The sequence below is a fragment of the Sphingobacterium multivorum genome (assembly GCF_039511225.1).
GTDB lineage: Bacteria > Bacteroidota > Bacteroidia > Sphingobacteriales > Sphingobacteriaceae > Sphingobacterium.
This window is the reverse complement of sequence record NZ_CP154261.1, coordinates 241022-267976: the sequence shown is the minus strand read 5'-3', so window position 1 is coordinate 267976 and position 26955 is coordinate 241022. Positions and strand designations below refer to the sequence as shown.

Below are 26955 nucleotides of genomic sequence, written 5' to 3'. Positions count from 1 at the left end.
AGGCATGCTAACAATAAAAGATATACGAATGAATAAAAATTTAAAAATGAAACTATCTCCTCTGAAAACAGTCCAAAAATATACACTTATCGCGGTGTTACTTACGACGGCCGTTGCCTGTAAGAAAGATAAGGAAAGTATCGACACCGAAAAACCGGTCATCGCCATCGATTCCGAAACAGCCTTTCCAAAACAGTGCAGCACAATTAAACGCGGTACAAGCTTTACTTTCCGCAGTAAGCTATCCGACAATGTAGCGCTCGGAAGCTATAGTATTGATGTACACCACAATTTTGACCATCATTCGCATAGCACAGAAATCGGAGAGTGTACTATAGAACCTATCAAAACGCCTATCAAACCCTTTACTTTAGTCAAGACGGTCAATATTCCGGGTCAGCCACAGCAATACGATGCCGAATTAAAGATTGATGTACCAGCCGATATCGATCCCGGCAATTATCATTTTATGATCCAGGTGACTGACTTGGCGGGATGGAGCAGCCAAAAAGGAATCAGCATCCGTATACTCGAATAATACCATACATATTTATCAACTCAATTTAATTAAATCCATTTTACATGAAAACTAGAAACATTCGCTTCTTCTTCCTGTTAAGTACAATTCTTTTCGGTTTTTTATCATCCTGTAAGAAAGATAACGAGGAAATTCCAGCACTTGCAAAACCCCAGATCAGCGCACTCGAAATCGGCAGTGGCAATAACAAAACTGTTCAGGCGGGATCAGACCTTCATCTTGAAGGTGATATTCTTGCCGAAGCACTCATTGCTAAGATCGAAATAGAGGTTCATCAGGAAGGTAGTGGTCAATATAAGTTCACAAAAGCCTATACGGATGGAAAATACATTGGTGTAAAAAATGCGACATTTCATGAACACATTGATGTTCCGGCGGATGCACCCGCAGGAGCCTATCATTTTCATTTTACAGTAACCGACAAAGCCGGAAATACAACTACAATAGAATCGCCATTAACCATACAAGGTACAGATGCCAAAGTTGCCTATAAGCTTATATTTACTGAAGTAGCCGGCGAAGCCCATGGAGACCATTTCCATGATCTTGCCGACAAAGAAAAGGTAGAACCAATTGTTATCAGCTTTGATGAGAAGGGAACAGCATTGGCTGGAGGACATGCTCACCTCCATCCCGCAGGTATCTATAAAATTGAATTAAAACAATTTGATGCTTCTTCAAAAGAAATCCAGGGGCAATACATTGTCAATAAAGCAACAGCAGACTACTATAAGGCGTTCCTTACAGGTGGTTCTTTTGTTTTAAATCCGAATAGCAGTACAGGAAGCGGAGCAATCTTTCAAACGAAAGAGGCGACCTACGGTGATGGCTCTGCAGTCAATGGAGCAACGGAGACAACAGGAATCACCACGTACTTTACAGCAGGAAAAGATAATGAAGGCGAAAAAAATGTAGTCTTTGTACTTCGCAAGTTTAACGATGCAACCACAAAAGCAAAAGTTACCCGTGCTGACTGGAACTCTTCGGAATATGCCGCTAAGTTTGCTGGTCAGGATCTCATAAAGCTATCTTTTGAACTCCACGCAGAGGAAGGAGAAGATTAGTCTCAAAACAAAAAACCGCCTTGCTATTCACAATTTGTTGGCAAGGTGGTTTTACACAGGTCATTTTCCCGACGTGCGCAGTTGGTAACATCATCAAAGCGTTATTGTTTACAGCAATTGGCTTAGTCCCTTACCTTCGTCAGCACATTTCCCTGTGGATCGAGTACCAGCTTCCACTCTTCTTTTCCATTTTTCACTTCAAACGCATAACTCACTTTCTGCTCAGCTGTAATCTTTTTTGAGTCTTCAATGCGATAGCCCGGAAAATCTCTCTTCACCCGGTCCAGCACACTCTTCGGCAATTCTTTTTTGCTGATTTCAGTTTTATACCGCAAAACTTTTCCGTTAGGTTGAAACCAAGCTTCCTGGTCTGTACCAAATAAGCCCGTTTCAAACTCCACTTCATACACATTACCTTTCACCTCCCACTCCACTTTTTTGGCTTTTGGAAATTTCTGTTGAAAACTGTTCACCACCACAGCGGGCACTTGACTTTGTGGTATATCTTGCGCAATAGCTCCCGTTGTCGTCAGTGCAAGCACGAATGCACTCCAGATTAATTTACAATTCATGATTCTATTTTTTAGTATACTACAAAGTAAAAAAGCGAATCTGTAAAGATTTGGGAACACTTACCTGCCGCTGGTATATTTTCTAAGGGAACATATTTACCTGAAAGCTATGCTGGTTATTTTCGTACTGGTAGACGATTACAAAACCATAGAGGTGACAGATGGCCTGCACAATGGCCAGCCCCAAGCCAGTACCTTTGGATGCTGCATCTGACTTATAAAAACGGGAAAATACCAGGTTAGCATCCAAGGCGGCATGTGTACTCGTATTGGACACGGTCAGTCCTTTGTTCGTAATACGGATATTCACCTCACCCCCCAATTTATTGTGGAACAACGCATTCCGCAGGAGATTTGACACAACGATATTGGCCAAAGCACTGTCCATTTGCACGTTCAGCTGATCTTCTTGAACAACATTTATACTGACCTTTTTAAACGCAGCAATAGCCTCCAACTCCGCCACAATATTCAGCACAAGGGCATTGAACGGAAGATCCGCGTTGTGCAAAAATTGTTTATTCTCAATTTTACTCAACAGCAACAAGGATTTATTGAGGCGAACAAGCCGCTCGGCAGTTGCTAATACCGCTGCCACAGTCTCCGCCTGTTCCTGGTTTAGCCCCTCCGTCTCCGCCATTATCTCCAATTTATTGATCATAATGGCCAACGGTGTCTGTAATTCATGCGAAGCATTGCCAATGAACTGTTTTTGCTGTTCATAGCTTTCTTCGTTATGGCGAATTAAAGTAGACACAGCTAGCTCGAGATCTTTAAATTCCTGTATCTGCGTATCCATAGCAGGCTTCTCCTTGGTTTTGCCCAAACGGAATCGTGTCAACTGATCCAAGAAAGTATATAATGGTCCCCATAAACGTTGTATTACGACTTTATTGATGGATACGATACTGATGACCAACAGAATAAATAAAATAACAACGGAATAGAAGAGATTCTTGATCAGATCACTTTCTTCGATCATCGAGTTGATGATCGAAAGTTCATAATAATGTCCTTGATGTTCGAATGCTGTCGTCAACATTCGGACGGGTTCCAGTTCCGGTTCGGGATCATCATCGTCCTGCATATACAACATGGTGTCCTTATAAACGTTTTGCATCTTAAGGGCTTGCTCTTCGGAGATCTGGCGTACCTTATAGTTATTTACCCCAAACTCCAAATCTGGAGCTACAGTGGGATTGCTGGAAAGCTCCTGGATAATGAGCCGTTTTTGGTTTTCGAGTTCCTCGTCGATATTATCGTGGATTACCTCCAGCATAAATAAATAAAACAGGGTTGACCAGAGCGCGATGACCACCAGCACAGAGATCGAAAGATACTTTAGTGTTTGGTTGGCTAATTTCATTTTTCGACAAATTTATAACCGATTCCGTACACCGCTTCGAAATCCACATCAGCATGATTAGCCAAGAATTTTTTGCGTAAGTTTTTTATTTGTGAATAGATGAAATCAAGATTATCCGCCTGGTCCGTATTATCACCCCATACATGTTCTGCCAGTGCACTTTTGCTAACCAGTCTATTTTTGTTCAATAAGAAGTAGTTGAGCATATCAAACTCCTTCCTATTTAACGGTACGGGCTCCTGCCTAATGAATAAGCAGCGTTCATTGAGGTCCAACACGATGTTGCCCATTTCCAACGTATGCCTACCTTCCCGTTGTTTCCTTCGCAGCACAGCTTTAATTCGTGCGTTCAGCTCTGCAATGTGAAAGGGTTTTGTCAAATAGTCATCGGCTCCAAGCTCGAGTCCCTTTAGCTTATCATCCAAAGAATCCTTTGCCGAGATAATAATTACATTATCGGACTTACCTTCATTTTTGAGCTGACCGAGGATCTGCAGACCATTTCCTCCAGGCAGCATGATGTCGAGCAATATACAATCGTAGTCATATACCGCAACCTTTTCAAGTGCTGCCCGGTAATCTCCGGCGGTTTCTACCGTATATTCTTCTTTGATTAATGACGCTTTGACTATTTCCCTTAAATCTTCTTCATCTTCAATTAGGAGCACTTTCATCTTACCTTCTTTAACGCAATGAGAACCTTTGTAAACAGCATCGATATGCCAACTATAAATGACAATTCACACACACAATTGTTTCTGACAAAGATACCTTGAATTTGGGAAAGATTTAGGAATACACTGCTGGCCTCCTATTTTAAACTGACATCCAGGTAAACCGAATGACGTCCGTAGGTATCATAAAACGGTTTATAAAGCACATCATCAATATAAAATTCCAATGTTTCGGGATTCCCTTTAATCGACGTAGCAATATCGTTGGCGTTTAAGGTTACTTTACGCCAGTCTTTTCTTGCTGCAGGTTCCTGGGCTGCCAATAAGATCGGCCCATAAAATAGGCTGGCAATATTGGGCTGATCCATAACTGGCTCCAGATGAAACTGAAATGGCATTTTAAGAGTGATCACATCGCCATCTTTCCAGCTACGGTTTAAGGTCAGGTAAGTTCCCGGCTCAGCCTTGATTTTTTGATCGACACCATTGATTGCAACAAAAAATCCCTTTGTTGCCCAGCTTGGCACCCGCACATGAAGTTCAAATTTGCCATTCCCCTTTATCTTAAGCGATGTTTGATCCGCTTTCGGGAAACTTGTTTGTTGCTCGACGCTGATTCCGCGTTCCGTCCAATGTAAAGTAGAAGGAATATACAGATTGACATACAGCGCCTGATCATCCTTGCTCCTAAAATAGATCGTATTCTGCAATTTGGTACTGCTCTCAATAGCCGTACCGTTGCAGCAGGTAAAGCCTTTCATATCAGCATTTCCAAACTGCTTGATAGATCCCGCGCGTAAAGGCACATGATAGGTATTTGCTGGACTATTTTCTGCAACAGAAGCTAAGATATGATTGTATAATCCACGTTCATAATAATCCATTAGCTCTGTGCGTTGATCGAACATAAACAGGTCACTTGTCAATTTCAGCATGTTATAGGTTGCGCAGGTTTCGTTCTGTCCGCCTGCAGAAAATCCATTTTCATATAATGTCGCCGGCTCGCTAATAAAACATTCTGCATTGGCCGGATTTCTTGCCCCAGCCACACCACCGATACTATACATATAATCGTTGGTGGCTTTATACCAAAAATTATCCGCTATTTTATAATACTCAGGCTCATTGGACACCCGATATAGCTCCATACTGCCCACAATTTGAGGTATATGCTGATTGGCATGTAGCCCTCTAAAAGTATCTACATTTTTGGCCAGTCCATGTGCATGCGCTGCACTGCCGTAGAACATATCAATATTGTCAAATAAACGGGCGGTTTTTAAATAGTTCTCTTCACCCGTTATACGATATAACCTTGCCATCACTTCATTCATCCCGCCAAATTCGCCGGCTATATAAGTATTCCACATTTTGATCAGTGTGTCGGTCGGGACTTGATTTAAACGCGTATACACCCAATTGCCCATTCCCTGAGCGATCTGCAATGCTTTTTTATTTCCACTTACCTCATAAACATCCATCAGGCCGGCCAAGATCTTATGCAGGGTATAATAAGGAGCCCAAATTTGGTTCTTCTGCCCGCCATATTTTGCGCCATGCTCGAGCATAATAAACTGATCCGGGGGATAGGCGCTGATAAAACCTAGCCCCCAGTTCCAATAATCAGTGCGGATTCCTTCGTCACTCAGGTCAGAATCATAAGCCGATTTACCGGGACCATAAGGTACCGCAGCAGGATCTGCGACATAAGCCTGCCCCGCTTCTTTCTCTTGCCTCGGTGCGCCCGACAACTTTGACAAGGCATAAAGCACGTTGACCATGGTATCCATCTTTCCCATAAATTTTGACTGGAGCGCTTTATCATACCCTGTACTCGCATACGCCTGTGCAATTGCCGTCAGGTAATGTCCTGTAGCATGACCCCGTAGTTTGATATCTTGACTGTCCCACACTTCCAAGGGCTGCGCACCTGCCGGTTGCTTCTGCCCAAACGCATGACGAAACATATAGAGGAATGAATTGGGATCCGATTTTGCCAATGTATCAATGAATTTATTCCGATTTTCAATAAACTTCGTTTGATGATGCTTTACATCCGTATTAAGGGAAACCTGATCCAAATGAAATGCTTCCAATTTTAAGTTAGGCAGGTTGGACATTACCTTCCCTTTAACTGTAATGATGGCTTTCGGTTTCAGATCAGTCCCGGGAACACGCCCCGTGACTGTGTAAGCTGTTTGCTGCGAGACGGCACTATTGTCGGTTGGTGCAGGCCACAACACACGCACTTTCGGTCCTACCATACCGTCTTTATAGGTTCCGGCGACATAACTCGGCAATCGGGGCAGCTCACCAACCTCCGTTTCCACGGTCACGTCTGTTACCCCCGTTAAAAAGGCATTATAAAGCTCTGCTTTGTTCATTGGAAATCGCGGTAAGTCATCCTCAGCCTTACCCTTAGAAGTAATATCTTCACGAACACCGTTCAATGCATTTCTGTATACCATGCCGATCTGGTTTCGATTCAATGGCACACGATAAATGCGAAAATCATGCAACAGTGCATTTAAACTTACACTGCCCCCCAACAGGGATTTTCCGATGTATAAAGTCCTCTTACTACCCGTCTGTCCAAAAACTTCAGCCAACTCCTGTGGGATATTTTTAACCTCTCCAGCAGGCATACCATCCAAATAGGTTTGCATAGCCCCTGAAGCTATGTCAACCACAATGGCCAGATGCACCCATTTGTTTAATGGCACAGCCGAAGAGACTGCATTTTTTACGTCGGTCTTCTTTGGGGCGATTATCCCCATGTAGCCATTTTGCTGCGCTGTCCCCGTTGGTGTTCCAGCAAAATGCCGGGCGATGTCTTGTCCAAAATCGAATAAATACTGGCCAGACTGCGCGGCACGTAAGTATATCCAGCCTGTTATACTGATCGACTCGAGATCATTGAGCACTTGCGGTGGAAGTACGACAAAATCATCCTTTCCTCCTGCCAGAGACAGCACCTTTGTAAATTGCTTATCTGGCACAAACGAAGCTTTTGTGCCCTGAAATTTACCGTGTAATCCATTGCGCGACCAATCCTTAAAATCCCCATCAAAGACATAACGGGCTACCATGCCTGTCTCACCAATACCGTCCAAGATCTGATCTCCACTCTGTGCCACAGCTATAGCTGTTGTTTTGATAAAAATCGTAAGAATTGCTACAAAATATATCGTATATCTTTTCATATCGCTATTATTATTCGCTAATGATTTAATGTTTAATGATCGCCTTCTAGTTGGATGAACGCTGTTACCGTATTTTCCTTTTATTGTCTTTAAAGATGACGAACAAGATAAAAAGCAGCCTATTAAGCCTCCAAAGTCGAAGAATATGTTTTGTATTGCTGTCTATTTGACATTTATAAAATTAATGAGTATACATCATTAAACATAGGTTTATTTTAGCCGATATTCTCCAGATTTTAACTACCGTCCGTCGCGTCTACTTTCGTCCACGGGCCCACAAATCCTCCTGTCCCCTAGCGGAGGTAGCAACGCCACTATACTATGCCCATACAAACCTATGCAAACTCAGCGCGCTATGATCGATTACTCCGTGGTATTTTGTATTTTAGATTCGATATGATCTACTATGGATAAACGAAATTCAAAAATTTGGGCACCAGTAATCAGTCTGGATGGCTTCCGCAAGGAACAGACTGCAGGGCGCGACGAACTCCTATTTAATGAACTGCATGGCGAACGGCTTATCGACAAACCGCATAAGCATGACTTTTTTATCATAAATCTGTTCGATAAAGCATCGGGGGTTCATACCATCGATTCGATTGACCATGTCATCAAAGATCATCAGGTTCATGTGCTCTTTCCGGGGCAAATGCACAAATGGCATGTCTATGCGGGTACTGTAGGCTATCAACTTATGATTGAACGATCTTTTTTTGAACACTTTGCTCCATTTTTCCGCTTTTCATTTACCAATTACCAAAACCATCCCGTCATTGACCTCACTGCAGATGCTTTTGCACAATTGCATTATGAATTTGAATCTGTCAAGCAGGAGTTAAAAAGAGAAAATTCACTTATTCCATTGATAACCGCCCGAGCGGGAGTCATTGCTGCGATTGTAAGCCGCGAAGCGGAGTCTGCCTTCACCGAATTCAAAGTCTATCAATCTGTTCCACGACTGGCGAAGTTCAATATGCTCATTGATGAATTCTTTAGGGAGCAAAAGCTCGTGGCTTTTTATGCCGAAAAGCTTCATATTTCGCCCAATTACCTCAATATACTGTGCAAAAAAAATCTGAAAATATCAGCCACACAACTTATTCACCAACGGATCAGCATTGAAGCCAAACGTCTTTTGCAAAGCACAGAGCGATCCATCAAAGAAATTGCCTTTGAATTGGGTTTTGCAGATCAAGCTTATTTTTCGAACTTTTTTAAACAGCAAACCGGAGCAAGTCCGAGCGACTTTAGAGAAAATATTCATGTGGAGGGAGCACCTAAGTTCCTTGAAAGCAAAATCAAAAAAAGATAAATCACACAAAGAATGGCAGAAATATCCCAGCAAAAATGGGATACCGGCTATGTAACTTTGTAAAAGACTGGTAGACTTTTTATTCCGGTCACAAAATAACATAATAGGAAATCAAATGAAATCAACGGCCCTTTCTCGCAAGGAATTTATCAGAAACTCTGCTCTAGCGCTTGCGGGTGCTACATTCATCCCGGGAATGCTATTTGCAGAAAATCGACATAATATGGCTCATCAAGGACTTTTGAGTGGCTACCAAGGTAAAAAAAGCTATACGTTGAAAAACGTGCTATTGGAAACCGGATTTGAGTACGATGGTGATGGTAATGTAACCGCAACAAAGACCGGTCTTTTTTCCATTCAGATCGCAAACGGGAAAATCAAAAATATCAGTGCCAACAGCAACAGTGCTGATGCGATCGATGCAAAAGGGCTTTTGATGCTACCTTCTTTTAAAGATATGCATATCCATTTGGACAAGACCTATTATGGCGACAAATGGCAGGCAGTAAGACGTGGCCCGGGGGGGGTAAAGGGTATGATTGCTCTTGAACAGAAAATTTTGCCCGAACTGCTTAAAAACTCTACCCATAAAGCAGAAAAACTAATCGAACTGCTACAATCCAAGGGCACTGCCTTTGCACGTAGCCATGTCAATATTGAACCAACTTCCAAATTAGATTCTTTACATCATCTACAGCTGGCGCTTGAAAATAAGAAAAATGGATTTGGAGCTGAATTGGTTGCTTTTCCACAACACGGTGTTTTCTATACCGATTCGGTGCCTTATCTCAAGGAAGCAGCGAAAACCAATATTGATTTTATCGGTGGGGTCGATCCCTTTTCCATTGATGGCGCTATTGAAAAAACAATGGATTTTACGGTTCAACTGGCTTTAGATAACAACAAAGGAATTGACATTCACTTACATGAATCTGGAGAATCGGGTTTGAAAACTGTAGAATACTTAATTAATAAAGTAAACGAGAATCCTGTTCTCAAAGGCAAGACCTACCTCAGCCATTGTTTTGTGCTTGGTCGACTGGAAAAAGCCAAACAACAGGAAATGGCCGAGAAACTTGGTGCTGCACAAATCGGTATCGTGTCTACGATCCCATTCGGTGGCTTAATTATGCCTATTCCAACGCTTATGGAAAACAACGTTAAGGTCATGACGGGCAATGACAGCATTGTAGACCATTGGAATACTTTCGGGACAGGCAGTGTACTACAAAAAGCTAATCTTGCAGCTCAGGTATACGGCCAGGCTACCGAATTTGCGCTATCCCGTATGCTGAAACTTGCTACCGCGGGCCCTACTCCATTGGATGACAAAGGCAATATGCAATGGCCAAAGGTCGGCGACAGTGCAGATATTGCCTTCCTTGATGCGAGTTGTTCGGCAGAAGCTATTTCAAGAATATCGCCCGTAAAATCACTTATCTATCAAGGAAATCTAGTTTTCTAGCCCTAAGACAAAGTCGTAAACGATTCAGGACTTCAGCTTGGTTGCCAAAACAACCCAGCTAAAAAACTATATCTCCTATGAAAACCAGAAAGGTTCGGGGTAATCATTACCTTCGGACCTTTTATTTATGCTTTAAACCGCTTTATAATCCATGGTTCAATCCGGTCGCTTAGCAGATAAGCAACCACAAGCATAAAACCAATAACAGCCGAAAGTAACAGGTATTTGTTTAAATAGGGGTGCAGATGGTTAAAAATGATAAAGCCGATGTGTTGATGGATTAAATACAGCGGATAGGTCAACATGCCAATTTTAACGAATTTCGGCGAATTGATCACCTGGAGCTTTTTACAGGAAACCAGCAACATAAGCAGGTAAAACACAACGATGGTCGCTCCAATAATATAAGAAGAAAAGTCACTGTGGAAAGTCCGTTCCAGCCAATGAATGCGCCCCACGGCACCATCGATGGAAATGTACAAGCACCAAGGTAAGGCCACAAAATGCTGGACTTTGGGCCCATGTAAAAAGAGCTGACAAAATATAATTCCAGCAATAAAGTAGGCGCTCCAATCGAACAAAAAGAACTCGTGGAGTGCGTCATAAATTTCCGAAGGCCCAACAAAAAAGCGCAAGCTGGACAATAGCAGCCAAAAATACACCAGGTAATCTAAACTTATTTTTTTAAATTGATTCAGAATAAGGAATAAGGCGATGATCAGGTAAAATTTCAACTCTACATAGAGCGACCAATAAGCGCCATCGACATCCCCCTGTCCCCATAGTTTTTGGACCATGGTTAGATTGGCCAATAGCTGTGTAAATGTGACATGATAACGTGGTGCGCCCCAAAAATAAGAAACGGTAAAAGTCAACAGCAAACAAATCCAATACATCGGATACAAACGCTTGAAACGGGAATAGCAGAACTTACGCAACGAAAGATGCTTGATGGAAAAAGCGATCACAAAACCACTGATGATAAAAAATAAGTCTACGCCCAGGTAGCCATATTTAAAATATTCTCCGACGCCATCGAAACCCAATAGCGACATATTTCCGGCAGCATACCCCCGATATAAATAATGATATAATACGACGGCAGATGCTGCGATAAAACGAAACAGATCGATTTGGTAAATTCTTTTGGACTCAGACATTTGGCTGCAAATATACGCTGTTTTTCGACAATTTTCAGGAGCGAACACACGCCATACAACAGATGCCATATCACCCCCTCTCACTCAACTTTATAACATCATTATGTGACTTGTTTACATTGTATTTAGCGCAGTTGCTGAGTAACTTTACTAGAGTTTAATCCCATAAAATAGAGGAAATTATGAAAAAGAACCTATTTATACCCCTCATTGCACTTGCAGCCATATGTTTTGGAAATCAAGCCAAAGCCCAAGTGACGGCGACCTCCCAACCTGTCACAGTCAATATCAACTTGACAGATGCCATTTCGATTACATTGGGTGCAACCCCGACAGTTAATTTTACATATACCACTGCGGCAGATTACACCGCATCAAAAACTGTTGAGAAAGCGGGCCACTTTACCGTGGTGAGTAATAAACCGTATAATCTTACTGTTGCCGCGACTGCCGCATTTACGCCTGCAGGAGGGCCAGCACTAAATATTGTGACAGTTACAGTACCTGCAGCCAGTGCAAACGGAGGTACTCCAGTGGCAAATGTACCGCTAAGTACAACAGCCGCATCGTTGGTGACCAATTCAACAGCTTCTACAGGAGCAAGTTATACCGTAGATTATACCATAGCTAATCCAGCATCACTTTTGAATCTTGGCGCATCGGCCTATAGTACAACAGTCACTTATACAGCGACACAACTCTAACTAGAAAGATAATTTTATCCGTGCGATATTATTTAACACTATTCGTCCTTTATATCTGTAATACCCTGGTCTATGGACAGGGTATTTCAATATCTCCATCCCGCATTTTTTTCACTGGCGAGCCGGGACAGACCGTTTCTCAGGTAATTACGTTTAGCAACACCTCGAACGCTGAGCTCTATTTTGTCGCCAACCTCAAAGATTGGGACCGCGATTCCATTGGGGTAAAAAAATATTATTCTCCGGGCCAAAAACAGCAATCAAATGCGGCATGGCTTACGCTCTCAGAAAACACGTTACGCCTGGCTCCGGGAGAGACCAAATCGGTGAATCTTTCTATGACGATCCCCAAAGACCCTGCTCCACAGCAGCTAAGTAACACCATGCTTTTTTTCACACAAGTGAAAGAACAAAAAGCAACTGTTCAAAATGGCCTTAATATGAACGTGCTTATTGAAGTAGGCATTCAGGTTTACCATACTCCTTCTGGATTAAATCCTGGAGATCTAGAATTCCTTGCCTTTGAGGATAGGCATATTATTCCAAGTCAGACGGGGCAATCTGTGCGCCGGATGGATGTACATGTTAAAAATACAGGACAGATTAACAAGGATGCTTATGTGCGTTTTGAGCTAACCAATACAGAGACAGGAGAGGAAATCCCTATTAAGGCCGTCGCTATCGCGATGCTCCCGAGCTCGGATCAATGGGTGCAAATTGACCTTCCGGAGAAACTTGCTGCAGGGCGCTATCTTGCCGTCGCCATATTAGATGCGGGCAGCCAATATGATTTAAAAATTGCAGAAAAAGAAATTACATATTAAGCGCAATGTTGCGGTTTGTTTCCTGGGCTTTTTTAGCTTATCTGGGCAGCATATTCATGCACAAACGACGTCCATCACTTTACCGCAAGCCAATATACAGGCGAGAACCGACTATAATACGGCTATTAACGCGGGCAACTATACAAGTGTAATCACCTTACTTCCTTCTTTTTCAGTAAAATCCACTGCAGCAAATTTTACCAGCACGACAAGTGGAAGTTTTCCGGCCAGTTTAGTGCATATGAAACTTTCGAGTATTGGCAGTCTTGTATTACTTGGGTTGGGCACAAATAATGAAGTCGCCCTATCAACTAGTGGCGGTGTACTCTATGCGGCTGTAGCTAGTGTCGCTTCGGGCGCGGTAACCGCCAATGCACGCATTGCTACAGCGAGCCAGACCTGGACTGCAGGGGTATTTACAAATGATGTCAGCTTTTACACGCAAGGAGTATTGGCGGGGTCTATCTCTCCAGCAAGCTTCACGCTATCCATCACCATCCCCGGATTTATCAGTCCCCCAAGCAGTATAGGAACAACGAATATAGCTGTAAACGATCTTAGTTTTTACCGTTCTGCCAATGGAATCAGCGCCAATCAGATTATACCAGTATCAAGCACCGTACCTTACGTCCCAAGTATCCGAACAAGCAGCGCTCAGTTTAGTTTTAGTACTGGCCTTCCCTACAATACATTGCCTGTTTCACCTGTCTCCACAGTGAGCGCCACACTAAGTGGAGTCGGCACAGCAACCGTGGCCAATCTGTCGACCAGTGATCAGGCACTGACAAGCGCTGCCGGAATAGCTGTTGCGACCAACAATAATAGCTCGATTACACATACCTATACAATCGGATCGGCCTTACTTAAAAGCAATTTTATACAGGCCGGCACCTATACTGTCCCTCTTACTTATTCCTGGAACAAGTCGTCATCGGCCACCTATCCAACAACACCGGTACAGGCGCAGGCCAGTGGGAATTTGAATATTGTGGTCAGCGACCTCGGAGAAATCGTCGCAAATCAGCAAACCGTTAATCTTCCTTTTACGACGACCAGTAATTATGTTAACGGAGTCAGTACGGATATGCCCAGTCATTTAAAACTGAGTAAAACAACGCCCTACAACGTATATGTTCGCGCCACTACTTCCAGTTTTACCTCTGGAGTCAACAGTATACCACTAAGTGTTTTGCGGATCGGTCCAATGGCTGGCCAAACTGGAGTAAACACAGTTACCCTGTCCACAACGGCCCAGCAGCTCATCCAAAATGCCGATCCCGTCATCGATCGCACACTCAATATGCAGTATAGCATTCCCGCTTCGCAGACCAGCAATCTGCTGGGTAAACCGGCAGGTACTTATACCGCGAATATCATCTATAGCTTTGTAGCTCCTTAAAATCTTTTAATGCCAACTTTGCGTCGTTGATCCCGATAACGCAGGGATGGAAGCTCATTTAGTCCCTCGGCTTTCACTTCTGCTTCGCAATTCGAATTTTCAATAACAAAAGGCATCCCTTCCGAATCAACCGTCAACTTATAAAAGCCTACAGGCAAATAGAAAATATATGCGCCGTCCTCGTTGGTCAATGCATTATATTTCTTTCCCTGACGGTCAATGGCGGTGATGCGGATACCACTCAGATCAGGCTTAGACTCCAGGTATTTAGTGGCAATTAACTGTATTTTGCCCCTAGCAGATTTAGTTTTGATAAGGGGCATATCCACAGACTTGTTCTTGGTTAGCACAACGGTCGACGGTCCCTGCGAAATCCAGCCTTGATTGTTCTCCGCTTGAATTGAAAAAGAACCCGCTTCCATTTCAACAAATTTAACGCGTCCCTTCGCATCTGTGATGGCTGCTTCCTTTCCGATTCGAATCAACACAGATTCCACAAATGGCTCATCATCATCCCGGATTCCATTGTTGTTCTTATCGTCAAAACAAGTCAACGTTAAGCTATAGCCTTTATAACTACCTGTCCGTCCAAAACTCTTTTCTATCCCCACTCTGATCTGCCTGTTGTTAAACGAATAGCGATCTAGCGGCTGCGGTTGTGGCGGATTTATTGGATCTGTCATAAACAGTAATTTCCCTCTGATAAACGTATAAAAAATATCTGCAGTGAGACTCCAGTTGTCTTTCATTCGCCAACGCGCATTTCCATTGATGGACAAATTGTTACTCCGCGAAAAACCATAATAACTGTACATGGTCGCAACCTGTACCTGCAAATTATGACCGAATGCCTCAAAGTGTGTATTAGGTCCTAGCGAATACATGCTATAGTTCGAATTGGTATAGGTAGCCAAAAGATCACTCAAATAATAAGGATTGATCTGAACAAATGTATTAAAGCCAAAAAGTGCATGGTCATAGTTCCCCGATACCCGCAGGGAGTGAAAAGGAGCTATCGGCTTTTCAGCGGTATTTCTGTAGGTATAACCATAGTCGGTCTGAAGCGAGAAACGATGGGTTTGCGTAAAAAAATTGAGATCGACAACGGTTCTTACTGAACTCGACTTCCAGTTTACGGCATTACTTCCCAGTCCTAACCAGCTGTGATAATCAGCACCTTGCTTCATCCAATAAGGCCGCAGATCAATATTCAGTCGCCGAAGCGCCGTACGGTAACCGAGCTCATAAATTTCGATACGATTACTATTGTTAAAAAAGTAATTCCGATCGCCAATTTGATACTTGGGCCGATTATCCATAAAGCTCATTCTGGCCGAGAGACTTTTGATGTCATCCAATGGAATAACAATACGTGAATCAGACTGCAGCAGCCCTCGCCTAAGCCCTACATAATAGGGTGAGCTATAATAATTGGAACTTGAAATCTGGAACTGCTCAAAAATCCCATTATAATTTATGCCAGCAGCTAACCCCGCCTTTTGACCGCCAATATCGACTTTTTCAATGCTTGTACCTGCTTCCCAGGTAAGACTTTGATTCTCCGACCAGTCTTTGTATCCTTTTCCACTGAGCAAGTCACTTCGGGCATTGCGGTAATTGTCTTTACTATGTAAATATGCCAGGTTACTTTCCTGGTTTTTCTCTGATTTAAACGCATACTTTAGTCCCAGCACGCCGCCGCCGGGGGAGAACGTGTTCAGCTGATTCCATAGGAAATAATTATTTTGCACAGCATATACACTAACGGATCGGGACTTATCAAATTTATAAGTTGCTCTAAGTCCGCGGCCGTTAACATATTGATCCAAATTCTCGTAGATATTACCTGCTTTCAGTCCCCATTTTTCCGTTTGATAATCGAGGTAACTATCGTACATCGTAAAAGCACGCTGATCTTGAAAATAATCCACATTCATGCGATAGCTCAACGAGCGCTCTTTATTCAGCGCAAGATTGCCGTATCCCTGGAGCTGATACACCGCTATATCCTGCCCTATATTGAGATAACGTAAGGCAATCATATTATTGTAGGGCTGATTCTGCAAGTTCATGGCCGAGCCGAACCGTTTTACGCTGCCTACTGTCATAATACGCACTCGGCTCGTCGCAAGTTGTTTACCGCCTGCTTCAATAGCTATCATCGTTAGTTCTACATCCGTGGCTATTTTCTTTGTGCGCATACGAGCAGTAAATCTCAGTAAGGACTGCCCTCCTGCAGCCAATGTTACGGGTAATGTTTCACCGACGACCTCCAGTTCCGAAGGAAGGTTAGCAAACTGCAATTGAAAGGTAAAGGGTATTAAACCCATATTGACGGCGCGTACCAAAAATTGCGTTTGTCCTGTTGACTGATCAATAAAATACTCGGGCTGCTCAGACTGAATCAATAGCGCTGCCTGAACATCCAACTGGGTATAAAAAACTTGGGCAGGCTGTACACTCACGGATGGATCCTTCGTCTGCAGACCAACGCTAAACTTTTGCACTGCACTCGAAATCGTCCGCCGGTCGGTCATGTATTTCAAGGGAAAGCTTTTCGTTTCATGTGCCTTCAGCTGTATTAATGGTGGCAATTTGATCAATCCCTGCAATGCCTTCGTATCGTTGGACTCAGGGCTTAGCTCAATTGCTCGATCCGTGTAGTTAACAATAATTAATTTGTTTGAAAATGTTTGGGATGGCGTGATCCGAAGGGAATCGTATTCGAAATGATAGGCAATATCGTATCGTTGCTGACTTTTCGCTATGGATAAGAAAAGAGCAGTATAGCAGAAAAGAAACACAAAAATTAAAAGGCTTCTTATTGGCATAGCATATCATTCAAGTACCCATAAAAATCAGGCTAAATTTAAAGAGATCGAAATTTAGGTAGTCACATATTCATGTAACGAATTATTAAGCGGTCAATTGGGCGATCAATTCACCTTTACTATTGATCTGAAACTTTCTATAGATTCGCTTGATATAAATACGGACTGTATCTAGGGAAATTGCATATTTCTGGGCGATCATTTTATAGCTAAGCCCTTCAATGATGCCATTAGCAATCTGCAACTCTCGCGCAGTCAGCAAATTCTCGGATCGTTTGGCACTGAAAGCTTGTTCAATCAAAGCACGATTGACAGAAGGACTAATAAAAGAACCATTTCCCAAGGTCATTGTTATCGCGTTTTTTAACGATTGCAGACATGTCTTCTTCAGCATATAGCCCACAGCGCCTTGTCTAAAGCAACTACGCACCACCTTTACATCGCAATTATTGGTCAGCACTAATATTTCGGCACGTGGAAACAGGCTCTTAACCCGTTCAACAATTAAGCTATCTTGATGATCAATATCGATAATCATCACATCAGGGATTTGGTTGCGATGGGAAGAAGCAAGTGTCTCCTGATCAAACAGCACATGTATCGGTATTGTTGATTCAGATTTATCGTTTTTGGATATGTTTTCCTTTGTTTGTATCCGCTCTTTCTCATCTATGTCGATTATCCCAACTGTAATCATGATATTTCACATTTTATTAAATTGAAAACTATAAGCTTAACTAATTCTCACGCTATATTCATCCCAGTCTGTTCAACCTATTGTAGTAAAGACAAACCTATCCTTAAAATTGTTTCTAAAGAAAAAAATAATCAAGAAAAAATTTAAACAAAGTGAAATTAATCACGTTAGAAATGAATTTCACAATAATTTATATACAAACCAATAAATAGGCTAAAAACGATTTACATAAATATAATTTTTATTATTTAGAAATTGACATTTCTTAGGCAGAAAATTAAGTGTTACAACATCATCACCCATGTTCAGCTATACAAGCTGCGATCCTTTTTATGAATAGAAACTTAATTATATTTGAGAAAAAATACCGATGCGCCATCTATCTTTCCTATTTATTGTTATCCTAATTGTGATTTGTAACTTCCAGGCACAGGCCCAAAACAGTGGTTGGGACAAGTTGGATAAGCAGCTATCGGAGGCAAGTAATGATTCGACCCGGATATTGGCTTATTACAAAGTAGCGTCTGAAATCTACCGCAGCAATCCCACGGAGGCGCAAGAGATCGTTTCCAGAGGATTAGGGCTCGCTACCAACAAAAGATTTGAGTCGCTGCAAATTGATTTATTAAATTTACAGGGAGTTATATACCTGAAGCTAAATAACTTCGATGAAAGTGTAAAAACCCATTTTAACGTACTCAAAAAACGAGAGGAACGCAACGACAAAAAAGGGATGATGCTTTCTTTTCTGAATATAGGAAATGTGTTTAATAAGAGCTACGACCCCCAGCAGGCCTTAAAATATTATCAACGCGCACTAGATCTTGCGAAGGAACTGCGCGATACGAGGAATCGAGCCAATATATCGACCAATATTGGGAATATATATGCCCAAAACGCATTAAATGGAGAGAAGAAAGCGGATGTGAATCATGCCATCGATTATTTAGTAAAAACGGTTGAGTTCTGTAAAGTCAATGCGCCGGAAGTTGATCTTTTCAATACCTACATTTTATTGAGCTATCTCTATCTCAAGGCAGATAAACTCGAATGGAGCACCTATTATACCGATCTAGCGATAGACATCACCTCCAAGAAAAAAGATCCAGTTGGCGAAAGTTATGCCCGTATCAATCGGGCAAATATCTATATCAAAGAAAAGCGCTTTGATCTTGCCGCAAAAGAAGTCGCTCTCATTAAGATCATCATTGCTAAAAGCGGTTTTACCAATCTAACAGAAGACCTACAGGGAGATTTCGATAAAATAACAAAGGCGATCAAAGATCAAAATCAACACGTCATTCTCAGCGACCAGGACAGCTTGGACCGCAAATTTCATGAGGATGCTGCGACGCTTCGTGTTCGGATCCGGGAAGAACTTCGGGAAAAATATGAAAGCGAAAAAAAAGATCTTGAAAATAAGAACCTACTCTTAAAAAACGCGCATGTAGAACGAGAAGCCCATTGGATAAAGTTGATCGGATTATTAACCTTTTTTGTACTCCTGATATTTTTGGTTATGGTTCTTTTACTCGTCAAAAATAATAGATTATTACGTGACGAAAAACGGAAGGTAGATCAGCAAGCCGCTGAGATCAGGCATCAACATGGAGAGCTCGTCCAAGCAGATCGATTTCGGTCGAGCCTATTTTCCGTTGTATCACATGATCTGCGTAGCCCTATGGCGACTTTTCAGACCTTACTCGCTGTATCGAAAATCGTGGATTTGCCAACCAATGAAATCAAAGGAGTGCTGCTTAGTATTGGTTATCAGGTAGAAGTTGCGGCAAAGATGCTGGACGATCTTTTGATCTGGTCCTCGCAGCAGATGGCCGATGAGAAGCTCGACATCCAAACGGTATATCCAATGCAGGTTGTCGAAGAATGCCAGCAGTTGTTTGCGGATAGAATTCATTTAAAGAAATTAAATGTCCTGATCGATATCCCTTCCGAGCTGACCATCCAAACCGATTTAAAACGGTTTGAGTTTATCGTCCGGAATATCTTTAGCAATGCCATCAAATTCAGTCTCAGCGGGAAATCCGTCGTTATTGGTCAGCGGGAAAGCTCCGAAGGCATTATTATTTCTATTCGAGACGAAGGTTTGGGCATGGACGAAACTACCATCCGATCGCTGCAGGATAAGGGATTTCAAAAGAGTTTCGAAGGAACTTTTCATGAGAAAGGCACTGGAATCGGACTTCTATTATGTCATGAATTTGCAAAGCGAATTAATTGTACAATTTCCATCGAAAGCACGATTGGCTTTGGAAGCACATTCTATATTCAAATACAAAAAAATGAATAGCTTTGCTATCCATTCAAGTTTTATGATCAACTATTTTATTCGCTTAAGATATTCGCCGTAACCCGATTTACTCAACGGAGCTGCTATTTTTAGCAGCTGTTGCCGATCGATATAGCCCATGCGATACGCTACCTCTTCTATAGCACCTATTTTCATTCCTTGCCGTTCCTCAATCACTTGGACAAATTGTGCAGCCTGCATTAGTGACTGAATAGTCCCCGTATCCAACCAGGCCGTTCCGCGATCAAAAACGCCTACTTTTAATTTGCCCTGACGGAGGTATTCCTTATTAACATCGGTAATTTCCAATTCACCTCTTGAGGAAGGCTTTATACTTTTAGCAATAGCAACCACATCGTTATCATAAAAATAAATCCCTGGAACGGCATAACTCGACTTGGGTTCTTCGGGCTTTTCCTCAATAGAAATAACATTTTTCTCCGCGTCAAATTCCACTACCCCATAACGCTCAGGATCTTGAACGGGATAGGCAAAAACAACACCTCCATCGGGGTCAGCACAAGACTGTAAAATCTTTGATAAGCCCGATCCATAGAAAATATTATCACCTAAAATAAGGGCGACCTTATCGTTTCCAATAAACTCCTCACCTAATATGAAGGCTTGTGCCAATCCATCGGGACTTGGCTGCTCTTTATACTCAAAACGACAGCCTAGTTGTGTACCATCACCCAGTAACTTCCTGAAATTCGGCAGATCCTGCGGTGTCGATATAATCAAAATTTCCCTTATCCCAGCCAGCATCAATGTTGACAGGGGATAATATATCATCGGCTTATCGTACACAGGCATCAATTGTTTACTTACAGCCAACGTAAGTGGATGTAGTCGTGTTCCTGAACCTCCGGCCAATATAATTCCTTTCATAATCTTTGTTTAGATCCTTCCTAATTTTTAAATTCTTCGGCCAACATTTTAGCCAGACTTATTTCCCAATGGGGTACCTCAACTGCAAAAATAGCCTTGATCTTCGATTTATCGAGCAACGAGTACTTTGGCCTGCGAGCAGCTGTGGGGTACGCACTTGTCGGAATCGGTTTTACTTGACAGTCGAACGAACGGAAATCACGTATTGCTACAGCAAAGTCGTACCACGAAATTTCACCTTCGTTACTATAATGATAAATACCGCCCTCCCTTTCGGAGGAATCCACTATTTTTACGATTGCCAAGGCTAGATCCTTCGCATAGGTCGGGCTTCCAATTTGATCGTTAATAACACCTACTTCTTCACGCTCATCCATTAAACGACACATGGTTTTAACAAAATTTTTGCCGTAAGTGGAATATACCCAAGAGGTACGTATGATGATTGCTTCAGGACACCATTTCTGGATTGCCTGTTCTCCGGCCAGTTTCGTCTGCCCATATACATTGATGGGTGCTGTTTCCGCCTTTTCAGTTAAAGCGGAAGCCGAAGTTCCATCAAAAACATAATCAGTTGAAATCGCGATTAGGCCTGTACCATGGAGATGACAATACTGTGCGATCTCCTCGCAAGCCAAATGATTGACCAGATCAGCAGTTTCCTGATCCTCCTCCGCCTTATCTACAGCTGTATAAGCTCCTGCATGAATAATAAGATCCGGCTCATACATCGCCAAAATTTGTTGTATGATCTGAATTTGATCCAAAGGAAGTTGTTTGCGATCCAAAAAATAACATTCCTTTTCGGGCTTGTCGAACAAAAGGTCTTTTAGTTCAGATCCAAGTTGTCCTGAAGCTCCGGTGATAACAATCCGCATACCCTATGATATTAATTTCAAACTAACCCTTCAAAGGATTGTGCCTCCTGATCTTTTTGAGAGAGAATCATTCGTTCACTAGGAATTTGCCAGTCTATCGAAAGTTCCATATCCAATGGATTTACACCATCTTCCGACTCTTTATGATAGTTGTTGTCACATTTATAGAAAAAGACCGCATGTTCGGACAATACAGAAAATCCGTGCAAAAAGTCCCTAGGGACAAATAATTGTTTTTTATTTTCAGCCGAAAGTTCAACCGAAACATGCTGCCCAAAAGTAAGTGATCCTGGACGCACATCGACAGCGACATCCAATACTTTACCTTCCACAACACGAACCAATTTTGCCTGCGCATGTTCACCGGCCTGCAAATGTAGACCTCGAACGACACCAAACTGTGATTTGGATTGGTTATCCTGTACAAAATGCGGTGTGTAACCAAGTATGGCGGTTAGTTTTGTTTCATTAAATGATTCAAAAAAATAACCTCTTTCATCCTCAAAAACAGTCGGTTCAAGTATAAAGCAGCCTTTTAACTTAGTTTCTGTATACGTCATGCTATGCGTCTTTGTATTGGTTGTCGTAATATTTTTGATAATCACCAGAAGTCACGTGATCCAACCACTCCTGATTAGCCAAGAACCAGTCTATCGTCCGAGATAAACCTTCTTCAAAAGTTACCGAAGGTTTCCATCCCAATTCCTGATTGATCTTCGTGGCATCAATGGCATAACGCAAATCATGACCTGGTCTGTCTTTCACAAAGGTAATCAACTGTGCTGAGGTACCTGCAGCACGGCCCAGTTTCTCATCCATTTGTTTGCACAGCTCCTTGATCAGGTCTATATTTTGCCACTCATTAAATCCACCTACATTATAAGAATCTCCATTTTTTCCTTCATGAAAAACTAAATCGATGGCTTTGGCATGATCAATAACATATAACCAATCGCGGGTATATTTTCCATCACCATAAACAGGCAGCGGTTTATGATTCAAAATATTATGAATGCATAAAGGGATCAATTTCTCCGGGAAATGATTCGGCCCATAGTTGTTGGAGCAGTTTGTCAGAACAATAGGCAAGCCATAGGTATCATGATAAGCCCGCACAAAATGATCGGAGCTGGCTTTGGAAGCTGAATAGGGCGAATGCGGATCATACTTTGTTTCTTCCGTAAAAAAACCCGTGTCACCAAGCGCGCCAAACACCTCATCCGTTGACACATGATGAAAACGTTTTCCTTCCAGATTATCCTTCCAGATTATCCGGGCAGCGTTCAGTAAATTGACCGTTCCAATGACGTTTGTCATAACGAAAGCCATTGGATCGACAATAGAACGATCGACATGGGACTCCGCCGCCAAATGGATAATACCATCGGGCTGATATTTCTGAAAAATAGCCGAGACAGCTTGCTGATCCGTAATATCCGCCTTAACAAAAGTGTAATTGGGCAAATGCTCTATATCTTTTAAATTCTCCAGATTCCCAGCATAGGTTAAAGCATCCAAATTTATAATTTGATATTCAGGGTATTTCAACACAAACTCACGGACAACGTGTGAACCTATAAAGCCTGCTCCTCCAGTAATTAAAATTGTTTTATTCATATAATGATTCTCGAATGTTTAGACCATTGGTCCGCGAATGATGAGTTCACCAAATAGTTCGCTAAAATTAGGATGATTTTTGTTAATTGACAAGTTTTAATCCACGAGTAAATGGAATAAACAAAAAAAGCCTTCTATTCAGAGGGCTTTTCACTTCTTTATCGTGTTGTTATCTAAAACTTACCTGTCTTACAACAGCTTTACAATACATTCTTTACCAACGAGTATACCGGTACCTCCGCTGCTGATTCATGAATCAATTCAATTTCTTTTTCCTCCGTCAATGCATCCAGTACCTCGTATTCCGAATTTTGGGATTTAAACTCGGGGACGATCTGCTTCATACCTGCGACAAGCTCCATAAAATCTGGCAACTGTGTATCTGCATCCAAAATCTGTCGGCAGATCGTATTAATACGCTCTGCTTTAAGCGACAATTCATCGTGGTTTACTTTCGCGATCATGATTTTTGGATGGTGTGTCTTTACCGTATTCTCATTATTTGCCAACAATTCCTCATAAATTTTCTCGCCAGGACGCAGCCCAACAATTTTAATATCAATATCTTCTGGGTAACGGTAGCCCTTCAATTTGATCATGCGTTTCGCCAGATCAATGATTTTAACAGACTTGCCCATATCAAACACAAAGATCTCTCCTCCCTTACCCATCACACCAGCCTCTTGCACCAATTGACATGCTTCGGGTATCGTCATAAAGAATCGGGTGATTTCAGGATGGGTCAGGGTCAGCGGACCACCATCCGCCATCTGTTTCTCAAAGAGCGGAATAACCGAACCATTTGAACCCAATACATTTCCAAAACGTGTAATGATAAAACTGGTAGTTGATTTACCACTGCAGCTACTTACATAGATCTCAGCCATGCGTTTTGTCGCTCCCATGACATTCGTTGGATTGACAGCTTTATCCGTCGATACCATGACCATCTTTTTAGTGCCATATTGCATACAAAGATCAGCCACATTTTTGCTTCCCAATACATTGGTCTGAATAGACTCATAGGGATTCGCCTCCATTAATGGCACATGTTTATAAGCCGCTGCATGAAAGACCAAATCGGGTTTGTATTGCGCAAATATCTTTTGCATAAAGGCATAATTACGCACATCACCTACCACGCAGTGCATCTGCTCAGGCTGCGTAGCCCTGATCGATTGCTGTATATCATATAGCGCAGACTCGGCTTGATCCAATAGAATCAAGGTTTTATAGTGACGTCTGGCGATCTGACGAGCCAATTCCGAACCGATGGATCCAGCAGCACCGGTCACCAAGATCACCTTCCCTTGCATCTCTTCTTCAATTTCCGGATGATCCAATTTGATCGGTTTACGTCCCAATAAATCTTCAATTTTTAACGGCCTGATCTCACGCTTGGCTCCAGAATTAAGTAAAATTCGTGCTGGAGGCATGATCTTCAATTCGAGTCCAATATTTTGGAACCAGTCTGACACATATTCCAAACGCTCGGGATCGTTGTTTTCAACAGCAATAATAACCTGAGAAATCTGATTTTTTTCAACAAATTCTTTTGAAATCTCTGTAATATCACGGATTTTCAATCCCGCAAGGCGCTTACCGATGCGCGAAATCTTATCTTCCACAAAAGCGACAACCTGATATTTGATCCGTTGATCTTCTTTTAATAAGGAATACGAAACCAAACCGGGTCTTGAAGCGCCAAAAATCAGAACGTTCTCGCCTTTTCTCGCCGGTAAAAAAAGATACTCATAAATTGTACGATAAACGACGCGCGCGCCGACCATAATCACCAATAGAATACAGGCTTGCATGGTCAGGACGCCATATGATAGACGAAGGTAATCTCCGGCTAGGGTCCCTTTATCAAAAACAGCTTTGATCAAAACGGTCAATACCATGAGCGCAAGATAGGCTGACGCTACTGTTTTAAATATTTTGATTGTATCACGAATTCCCGTTTGCCTAACAATACCTTTATAGGTGTTATAGCAGAGAAACGTGATAAAAAACACCGGTAATACCACAACAAGTTTCTTCAACATTAAAGCCACATCAAATACCCCTTTAAAGTTGTTGACCACGTAGTTTGAAAACACATAACTTCCAAACACAAACCACATATCGATTAATAAAATAACCCATCGTGGATTGTCCTTACGAAGACGTCTTTTTAAATCTCCTAGAGAACCCATCATAAATTTCCCTTTTTATTTTTATTTTTTTATTATACTGTCTTAGGCTTTTGTCTTAAACCCAGCATATATGGCTTTTGCAATATTTTAAAGAGAATGCCAAGATACTCAAAATTTAACAAGCAATTAAACAATCTCCTAAAATATCAATAACAAAAACCTATTCTTTGTTATTTGTCCACCATGGGGGGACAAGCAAGTATTATACCGAAACTGTTACAAACGCGAATTAAATTGTAAAAAACATAAACAAAAGCAATCGGAAGCTTGTTCCATTTCAAAATGCGTTTTCTCAGTTGTAGCTTACAGCCTGATAAACAAAAAAACTGGCATATTGTTTGTAAAGTTCTTCACTGGATACGACACAGAAACTAATTGCCAACACGATCATATATTGAATACCAACAAAATAGTATGTATCCCAATTTAACTTAGCATTTTTAAAACTATCATTATGGGCTTTTTTAGCAATTTGTTTGGTACCAATAAAAAATCATCCATTAGACCCTTAGCACAGCTGGAATTTCTGGAAGTAGACATGCACAATCATTTGCTGCCGGGAATCGATGATGGCAGCAGTTCGGTACAAAATTCGCTCGCTTATATTGAAGGATTGCAACGCCTGGGGTTAAAGAAATTTATCTGCACACCGCATATTATGGCTGGCGTTCATCCCAATACCAAATCAAGTATTGAGGAAGCGCAGATTAATCTTGAAAGTGGCCTTAAGAATATCGGTAGTAAGGTTGAGATCTATGCCGCTGCTGAACATATGATTGACGATGGCCTTTCCGATCTTGTTCGGGATAATGAGCTTTGTGTTATACCCGGAGGCTATGTACTCATCGAGATGTCCTATTTATCCGAGTCGAAAGCACTGTTCCATACGATTCTTGCGATCCAAAAATTAGGCTACAAACCCATTCTTGCACATCCCGAGAGGTATAATTATTATCATGGTAATTTTAATATCTACAAGCAGATTAAAGATGCAGGCTGTCTACTCCAATTAAATCTGCTATCCATCAGCCGTTATTATGGAGTCGACGTCAAAGCAATCGCGATGACTTTATTGAAATCAGGTATGTATGATTTTGTAGGCACTGACCTGCACCATGAAAAACATCTCAAAGCACTTACAGATATTGCTGAAAAATATCCTGTACGAGAAATGTTAAAAACATCTCCCATTTTGAACCAGTCCCTATTAGATCATATCAGTGATGTCAAATCTCAGCATATCGCCGGATAGAA

General features: G+C 41.9%; 21 protein-coding genes. 9 read left to right on the top strand and 12 right to left on the bottom strand.

Features of this window, described 5'->3' with window-relative positions:
- The first annotated feature begins 28 nt into the window (after positions 1-28).
- Positions 29-538, top strand: coding sequence for a DUF4625 domain-containing protein (locus AAH582_RS01110; RefSeq protein WP_343321009.1), 510 nt, complete (start codon positions 29-31; stop codon positions 536-538).
- A 44-nt stretch (positions 539-582) separates the two neighbouring features.
- On the top strand, positions 583-1602 hold the full coding sequence (locus AAH582_RS01105; protein WP_343321008.1) for a DUF4625 domain-containing protein: 1020 nt from the start codon (positions 583-585) through the stop codon (positions 1600-1602).
- Positions 1603-1724: 122 nt separating this feature from the next.
- Here AAH582_RS01105 and AAH582_RS01100 read toward each other — a convergent pair whose 3' ends face one another.
- From AAH582_RS01100 to AAH582_RS01085, 4 genes are all read right to left on the bottom strand, one after another.
- Complete coding sequence (locus tag AAH582_RS01100; RefSeq protein WP_343321007.1) at positions 1725-2174, bottom strand: PepSY-like domain-containing protein; 450 nt, start codon at positions 2172-2174, stop codon at positions 1725-1727.
- A gap of 82 nt (positions 2175-2256) precedes the next feature.
- On the bottom strand, positions 2257-3540 hold the full coding sequence (locus tag AAH582_RS01095) for a sensor histidine kinase (protein ID WP_046673842.1): 1284 nt from the start codon (positions 3538-3540) through the stop codon (positions 2257-2259).
- Positions 3537-4214 (bottom strand): response regulator transcription factor, encoded by a 678-nt coding sequence (locus tag AAH582_RS01090; RefSeq protein WP_343321006.1) that lies wholly within the window; start codon positions 4212-4214, stop codon positions 3537-3539. Before AAH582_RS01090 ends, AAH582_RS01095 begins: the two co-directional genes overlap by 4 nt.
- Before the next feature lie 137 nt (positions 4215-4351).
- Positions 4352-7417 (bottom strand): beta-L-arabinofuranosidase domain-containing protein, encoded by a 3066-nt coding sequence (locus tag AAH582_RS01085; RefSeq protein WP_343321005.1) that lies wholly within the window; start codon positions 7415-7417, stop codon positions 4352-4354.
- A 406-nt stretch (positions 7418-7823) separates the two neighbouring features.
- On the opposite strand from AAH582_RS01085, the gene AAH582_RS01080 reads away from it, so the two are divergent.
- Both AAH582_RS01080 and AAH582_RS01075 read left to right on the top strand, forming a co-directional pair.
- The gene (locus tag AAH582_RS01080; protein ID WP_286754028.1) at positions 7824-8732 is read left to right on the top strand and encodes a helix-turn-helix domain-containing protein; all 909 of its coding nucleotides are present in this window, start codon (positions 7824-7826) and stop codon (positions 8730-8732) included.
- A gap of 115 nt (positions 8733-8847) precedes the next feature.
- On the top strand, positions 8848-10197 hold the full coding sequence (locus AAH582_RS01075) for an amidohydrolase (RefSeq protein ID WP_312742726.1): 1350 nt from the start codon (positions 8848-8850) through the stop codon (positions 10195-10197).
- A gap of 125 nt (positions 10198-10322) precedes the next feature.
- On the opposite strand, the gene AAH582_RS01070 is transcribed toward AAH582_RS01075, so the two are convergent.
- Positions 10323-11357, bottom strand: coding sequence for an acyltransferase family protein (locus AAH582_RS01070; RefSeq protein WP_343321004.1), 1035 nt, complete (start codon positions 11355-11357; stop codon positions 10323-10325).
- A 182-nt stretch (positions 11358-11539) separates the two neighbouring features.
- On the opposite strand from AAH582_RS01070, the gene AAH582_RS01065 reads away from it, so the two are divergent.
- Genes AAH582_RS01065 through AAH582_RS01055 form a run of 3 tightly spaced genes read left to right on the top strand, consistent with a single transcriptional unit; the run spans position 11540 to position 14284 of the window.
- On the top strand, positions 11540-12061 hold the full coding sequence (locus tag AAH582_RS01065) for a hypothetical protein (RefSeq protein WP_201666772.1): 522 nt from the start codon (positions 11540-11542) through the stop codon (positions 12059-12061).
- Positions 12062-12081: 20 nt separating this feature from the next.
- A complete protein-coding gene (locus tag AAH582_RS01060) occupies positions 12082-12885 on the top strand; it encodes a hypothetical protein (protein WP_343321003.1) in 804 nt (267 codons plus the stop codon).
- Entirely contained in the window at positions 12860-14284 is a 1425-nt protein-coding gene (locus AAH582_RS01055; RefSeq protein WP_343321002.1) for a hypothetical protein, read from the top strand. Before AAH582_RS01060 ends, AAH582_RS01055 begins: the two co-directional genes overlap by 26 nt.
- On the opposite strand, the gene AAH582_RS01050 is transcribed toward AAH582_RS01055, so the two are convergent.
- The gene (locus AAH582_RS01050; RefSeq protein ID WP_343321001.1) at positions 14281-17115 is read right to left on the bottom strand and encodes an MSCRAMM family protein; all 2835 of its coding nucleotides are present in this window, start codon (positions 17113-17115) and stop codon (positions 14281-14283) included. The two genes, AAH582_RS01055 and AAH582_RS01050, sit on opposite strands and share 4 nt — an antisense overlap.
- Before the next feature lie 85 nt (positions 17116-17200).
- On the bottom strand, positions 17201-17812 hold the full coding sequence (locus tag AAH582_RS01045; protein ID WP_343321000.1) for a response regulator transcription factor: 612 nt from the start codon (positions 17810-17812) through the stop codon (positions 17201-17203).
- 370 nt (positions 17813-18182) lie between these two features.
- On the opposite strand from AAH582_RS01045, the gene AAH582_RS01040 reads away from it, so the two are divergent.
- Entirely contained in the window at positions 18183-20120 is a 1938-nt protein-coding gene (locus tag AAH582_RS01040; protein WP_343320999.1) for a tetratricopeptide repeat-containing sensor histidine kinase, read from the top strand.
- Positions 20121-20150: 30 nt separating this feature from the next.
- On the opposite strand, the gene rfbA is transcribed toward AAH582_RS01040, so the two are convergent.
- From rfbA to AAH582_RS01015, 5 genes are all read right to left on the bottom strand, one after another.
- The gene (rfbA, locus tag AAH582_RS01035) at positions 20151-21008 is read right to left on the bottom strand and encodes a glucose-1-phosphate thymidylyltransferase RfbA (RefSeq protein ID WP_343320998.1); all 858 of its coding nucleotides are present in this window, start codon (positions 21006-21008) and stop codon (positions 20151-20153) included.
- A 20-nt stretch (positions 21009-21028) separates the two neighbouring features.
- Positions 21029-21886, bottom strand: coding sequence for a dTDP-4-dehydrorhamnose reductase (gene rfbD, locus AAH582_RS01030; protein WP_343320997.1), 858 nt, complete (start codon positions 21884-21886; stop codon positions 21029-21031).
- A gap of 17 nt (positions 21887-21903) precedes the next feature.
- Positions 21904-22446 (bottom strand): dTDP-4-dehydrorhamnose 3,5-epimerase, encoded by a 543-nt coding sequence (rfbC, locus tag AAH582_RS01025; RefSeq protein ID WP_343320996.1) that lies wholly within the window; start codon positions 22444-22446, stop codon positions 21904-21906.
- Position 22447: 1 nt separating this feature from the next.
- Positions 22448-23503, bottom strand: a complete 1056-nt coding sequence (gene rfbB, locus AAH582_RS01020) for a dTDP-glucose 4,6-dehydratase (protein WP_343320995.1) — start codon at positions 23501-23503, stop codon at positions 22448-22450.
- A gap of 200 nt (positions 23504-23703) precedes the next feature.
- The gene (locus tag AAH582_RS01015; protein WP_343320994.1) at positions 23704-25704 is read right to left on the bottom strand and encodes a polysaccharide biosynthesis protein; all 2001 of its coding nucleotides are present in this window, start codon (positions 25702-25704) and stop codon (positions 23704-23706) included.
- Positions 25705-26155: 451 nt separating this feature from the next.
- On the opposite strand from AAH582_RS01015, the gene AAH582_RS01010 reads away from it, so the two are divergent.
- Positions 26156-26953, top strand: a complete 798-nt coding sequence (locus AAH582_RS01010; RefSeq protein ID WP_343320993.1) for a tyrosine-protein phosphatase — start codon at positions 26156-26158, stop codon at positions 26951-26953.
- Positions 26954-26955 lie beyond the last annotated feature (2 nt).

Bases quoted from the DNA above. Each gene is read 5' to 3' on its own strand.
- AAH582_RS01110 (WP_343321009.1), top strand. From the start codon at position 29: ATGAATAAAAATTTAAAAATGAAACTATCTCCTCTGAAAACAGTCCAA.
- AAH582_RS01105 (WP_343321008.1), top strand. From the start codon at position 583: ATGAAAACTAGAAACATTCGCTTCTTCTTCCTGTTAAGTACAATTCTT.
- AAH582_RS01100 (WP_343321007.1), bottom strand. From the start codon at position 2,174: ATGAATTGTAAATTAATCTGGAGTGCATTCGTGCTTGCACTGACGACA.
- AAH582_RS01095 (WP_046673842.1), bottom strand. From the start codon at position 3,540: ATGAAATTAGCCAACCAAACACTAAAGTATCTTTCGATCTCTGTGCTG.
- AAH582_RS01090 (WP_343321006.1), bottom strand. From the start codon at position 4,214: ATGAAAGTGCTCCTAATTGAAGATGAAGAAGATTTAAGGGAAATAGTC.
- AAH582_RS01085 (WP_343321005.1), bottom strand. From the start codon at position 7,417: ATGAAAAGATATACGATATATTTTGTAGCAATTCTTACGATTTTTATC.
- AAH582_RS01080 (WP_286754028.1), top strand. From the start codon at position 7,824: ATGGATAAACGAAATTCAAAAATTTGGGCACCAGTAATCAGTCTGGAT.
- AAH582_RS01075 (WP_312742726.1), top strand. From the start codon at position 8,848: ATGAAATCAACGGCCCTTTCTCGCAAGGAATTTATCAGAAACTCTGCT.
- AAH582_RS01070 (WP_343321004.1), bottom strand. From the start codon at position 11,357: ATGTCTGAGTCCAAAAGAATTTACCAAATCGATCTGTTTCGTTTTATC.
- AAH582_RS01065 (WP_201666772.1), top strand. From the start codon at position 11,540: ATGAAAAAGAACCTATTTATACCCCTCATTGCACTTGCAGCCATATGT.
- AAH582_RS01050 (WP_343321001.1), bottom strand. From the start codon at position 17,115: ATGCCAATAAGAAGCCTTTTAATTTTTGTGTTTCTTTTCTGCTATACT.
- AAH582_RS01045 (WP_343321000.1), bottom strand. From the start codon at position 17,812: ATGATTACAGTTGGGATAATCGACATAGATGAGAAAGAGCGGATACAA.
- AAH582_RS01040 (WP_343320999.1), top strand. From the start codon at position 18,183: ATGCGCCATCTATCTTTCCTATTTATTGTTATCCTAATTGTGATTTGT.
- rfbA (WP_343320998.1), bottom strand. From the start codon at position 21,008: ATGAAAGGAATTATATTGGCCGGAGGTTCAGGAACACGACTACATCCA.
- rfbD (WP_343320997.1), bottom strand. From the start codon at position 21,886: ATGCGGATTGTTATCACCGGAGCTTCAGGACAACTTGGATCTGAACTA.
- rfbC (WP_343320996.1), bottom strand. From the start codon at position 22,446: ATGACGTATACAGAAACTAAGTTAAAAGGCTGCTTTATACTTGAACCG.
- rfbB (WP_343320995.1), bottom strand. From the start codon at position 23,503: ATGAATAAAACAATTTTAATTACTGGAGGAGCAGGCTTTATAGGTTCA.
- AAH582_RS01015 (WP_343320994.1), bottom strand. From the start codon at position 25,704: ATGATGGGTTCTCTAGGAGATTTAAAAAGACGTCTTCGTAAGGACAAT.
- AAH582_RS01010 (WP_343320993.1), top strand. From the start codon at position 26,156: ATGGGCTTTTTTAGCAATTTGTTTGGTACCAATAAAAAATCATCCATT.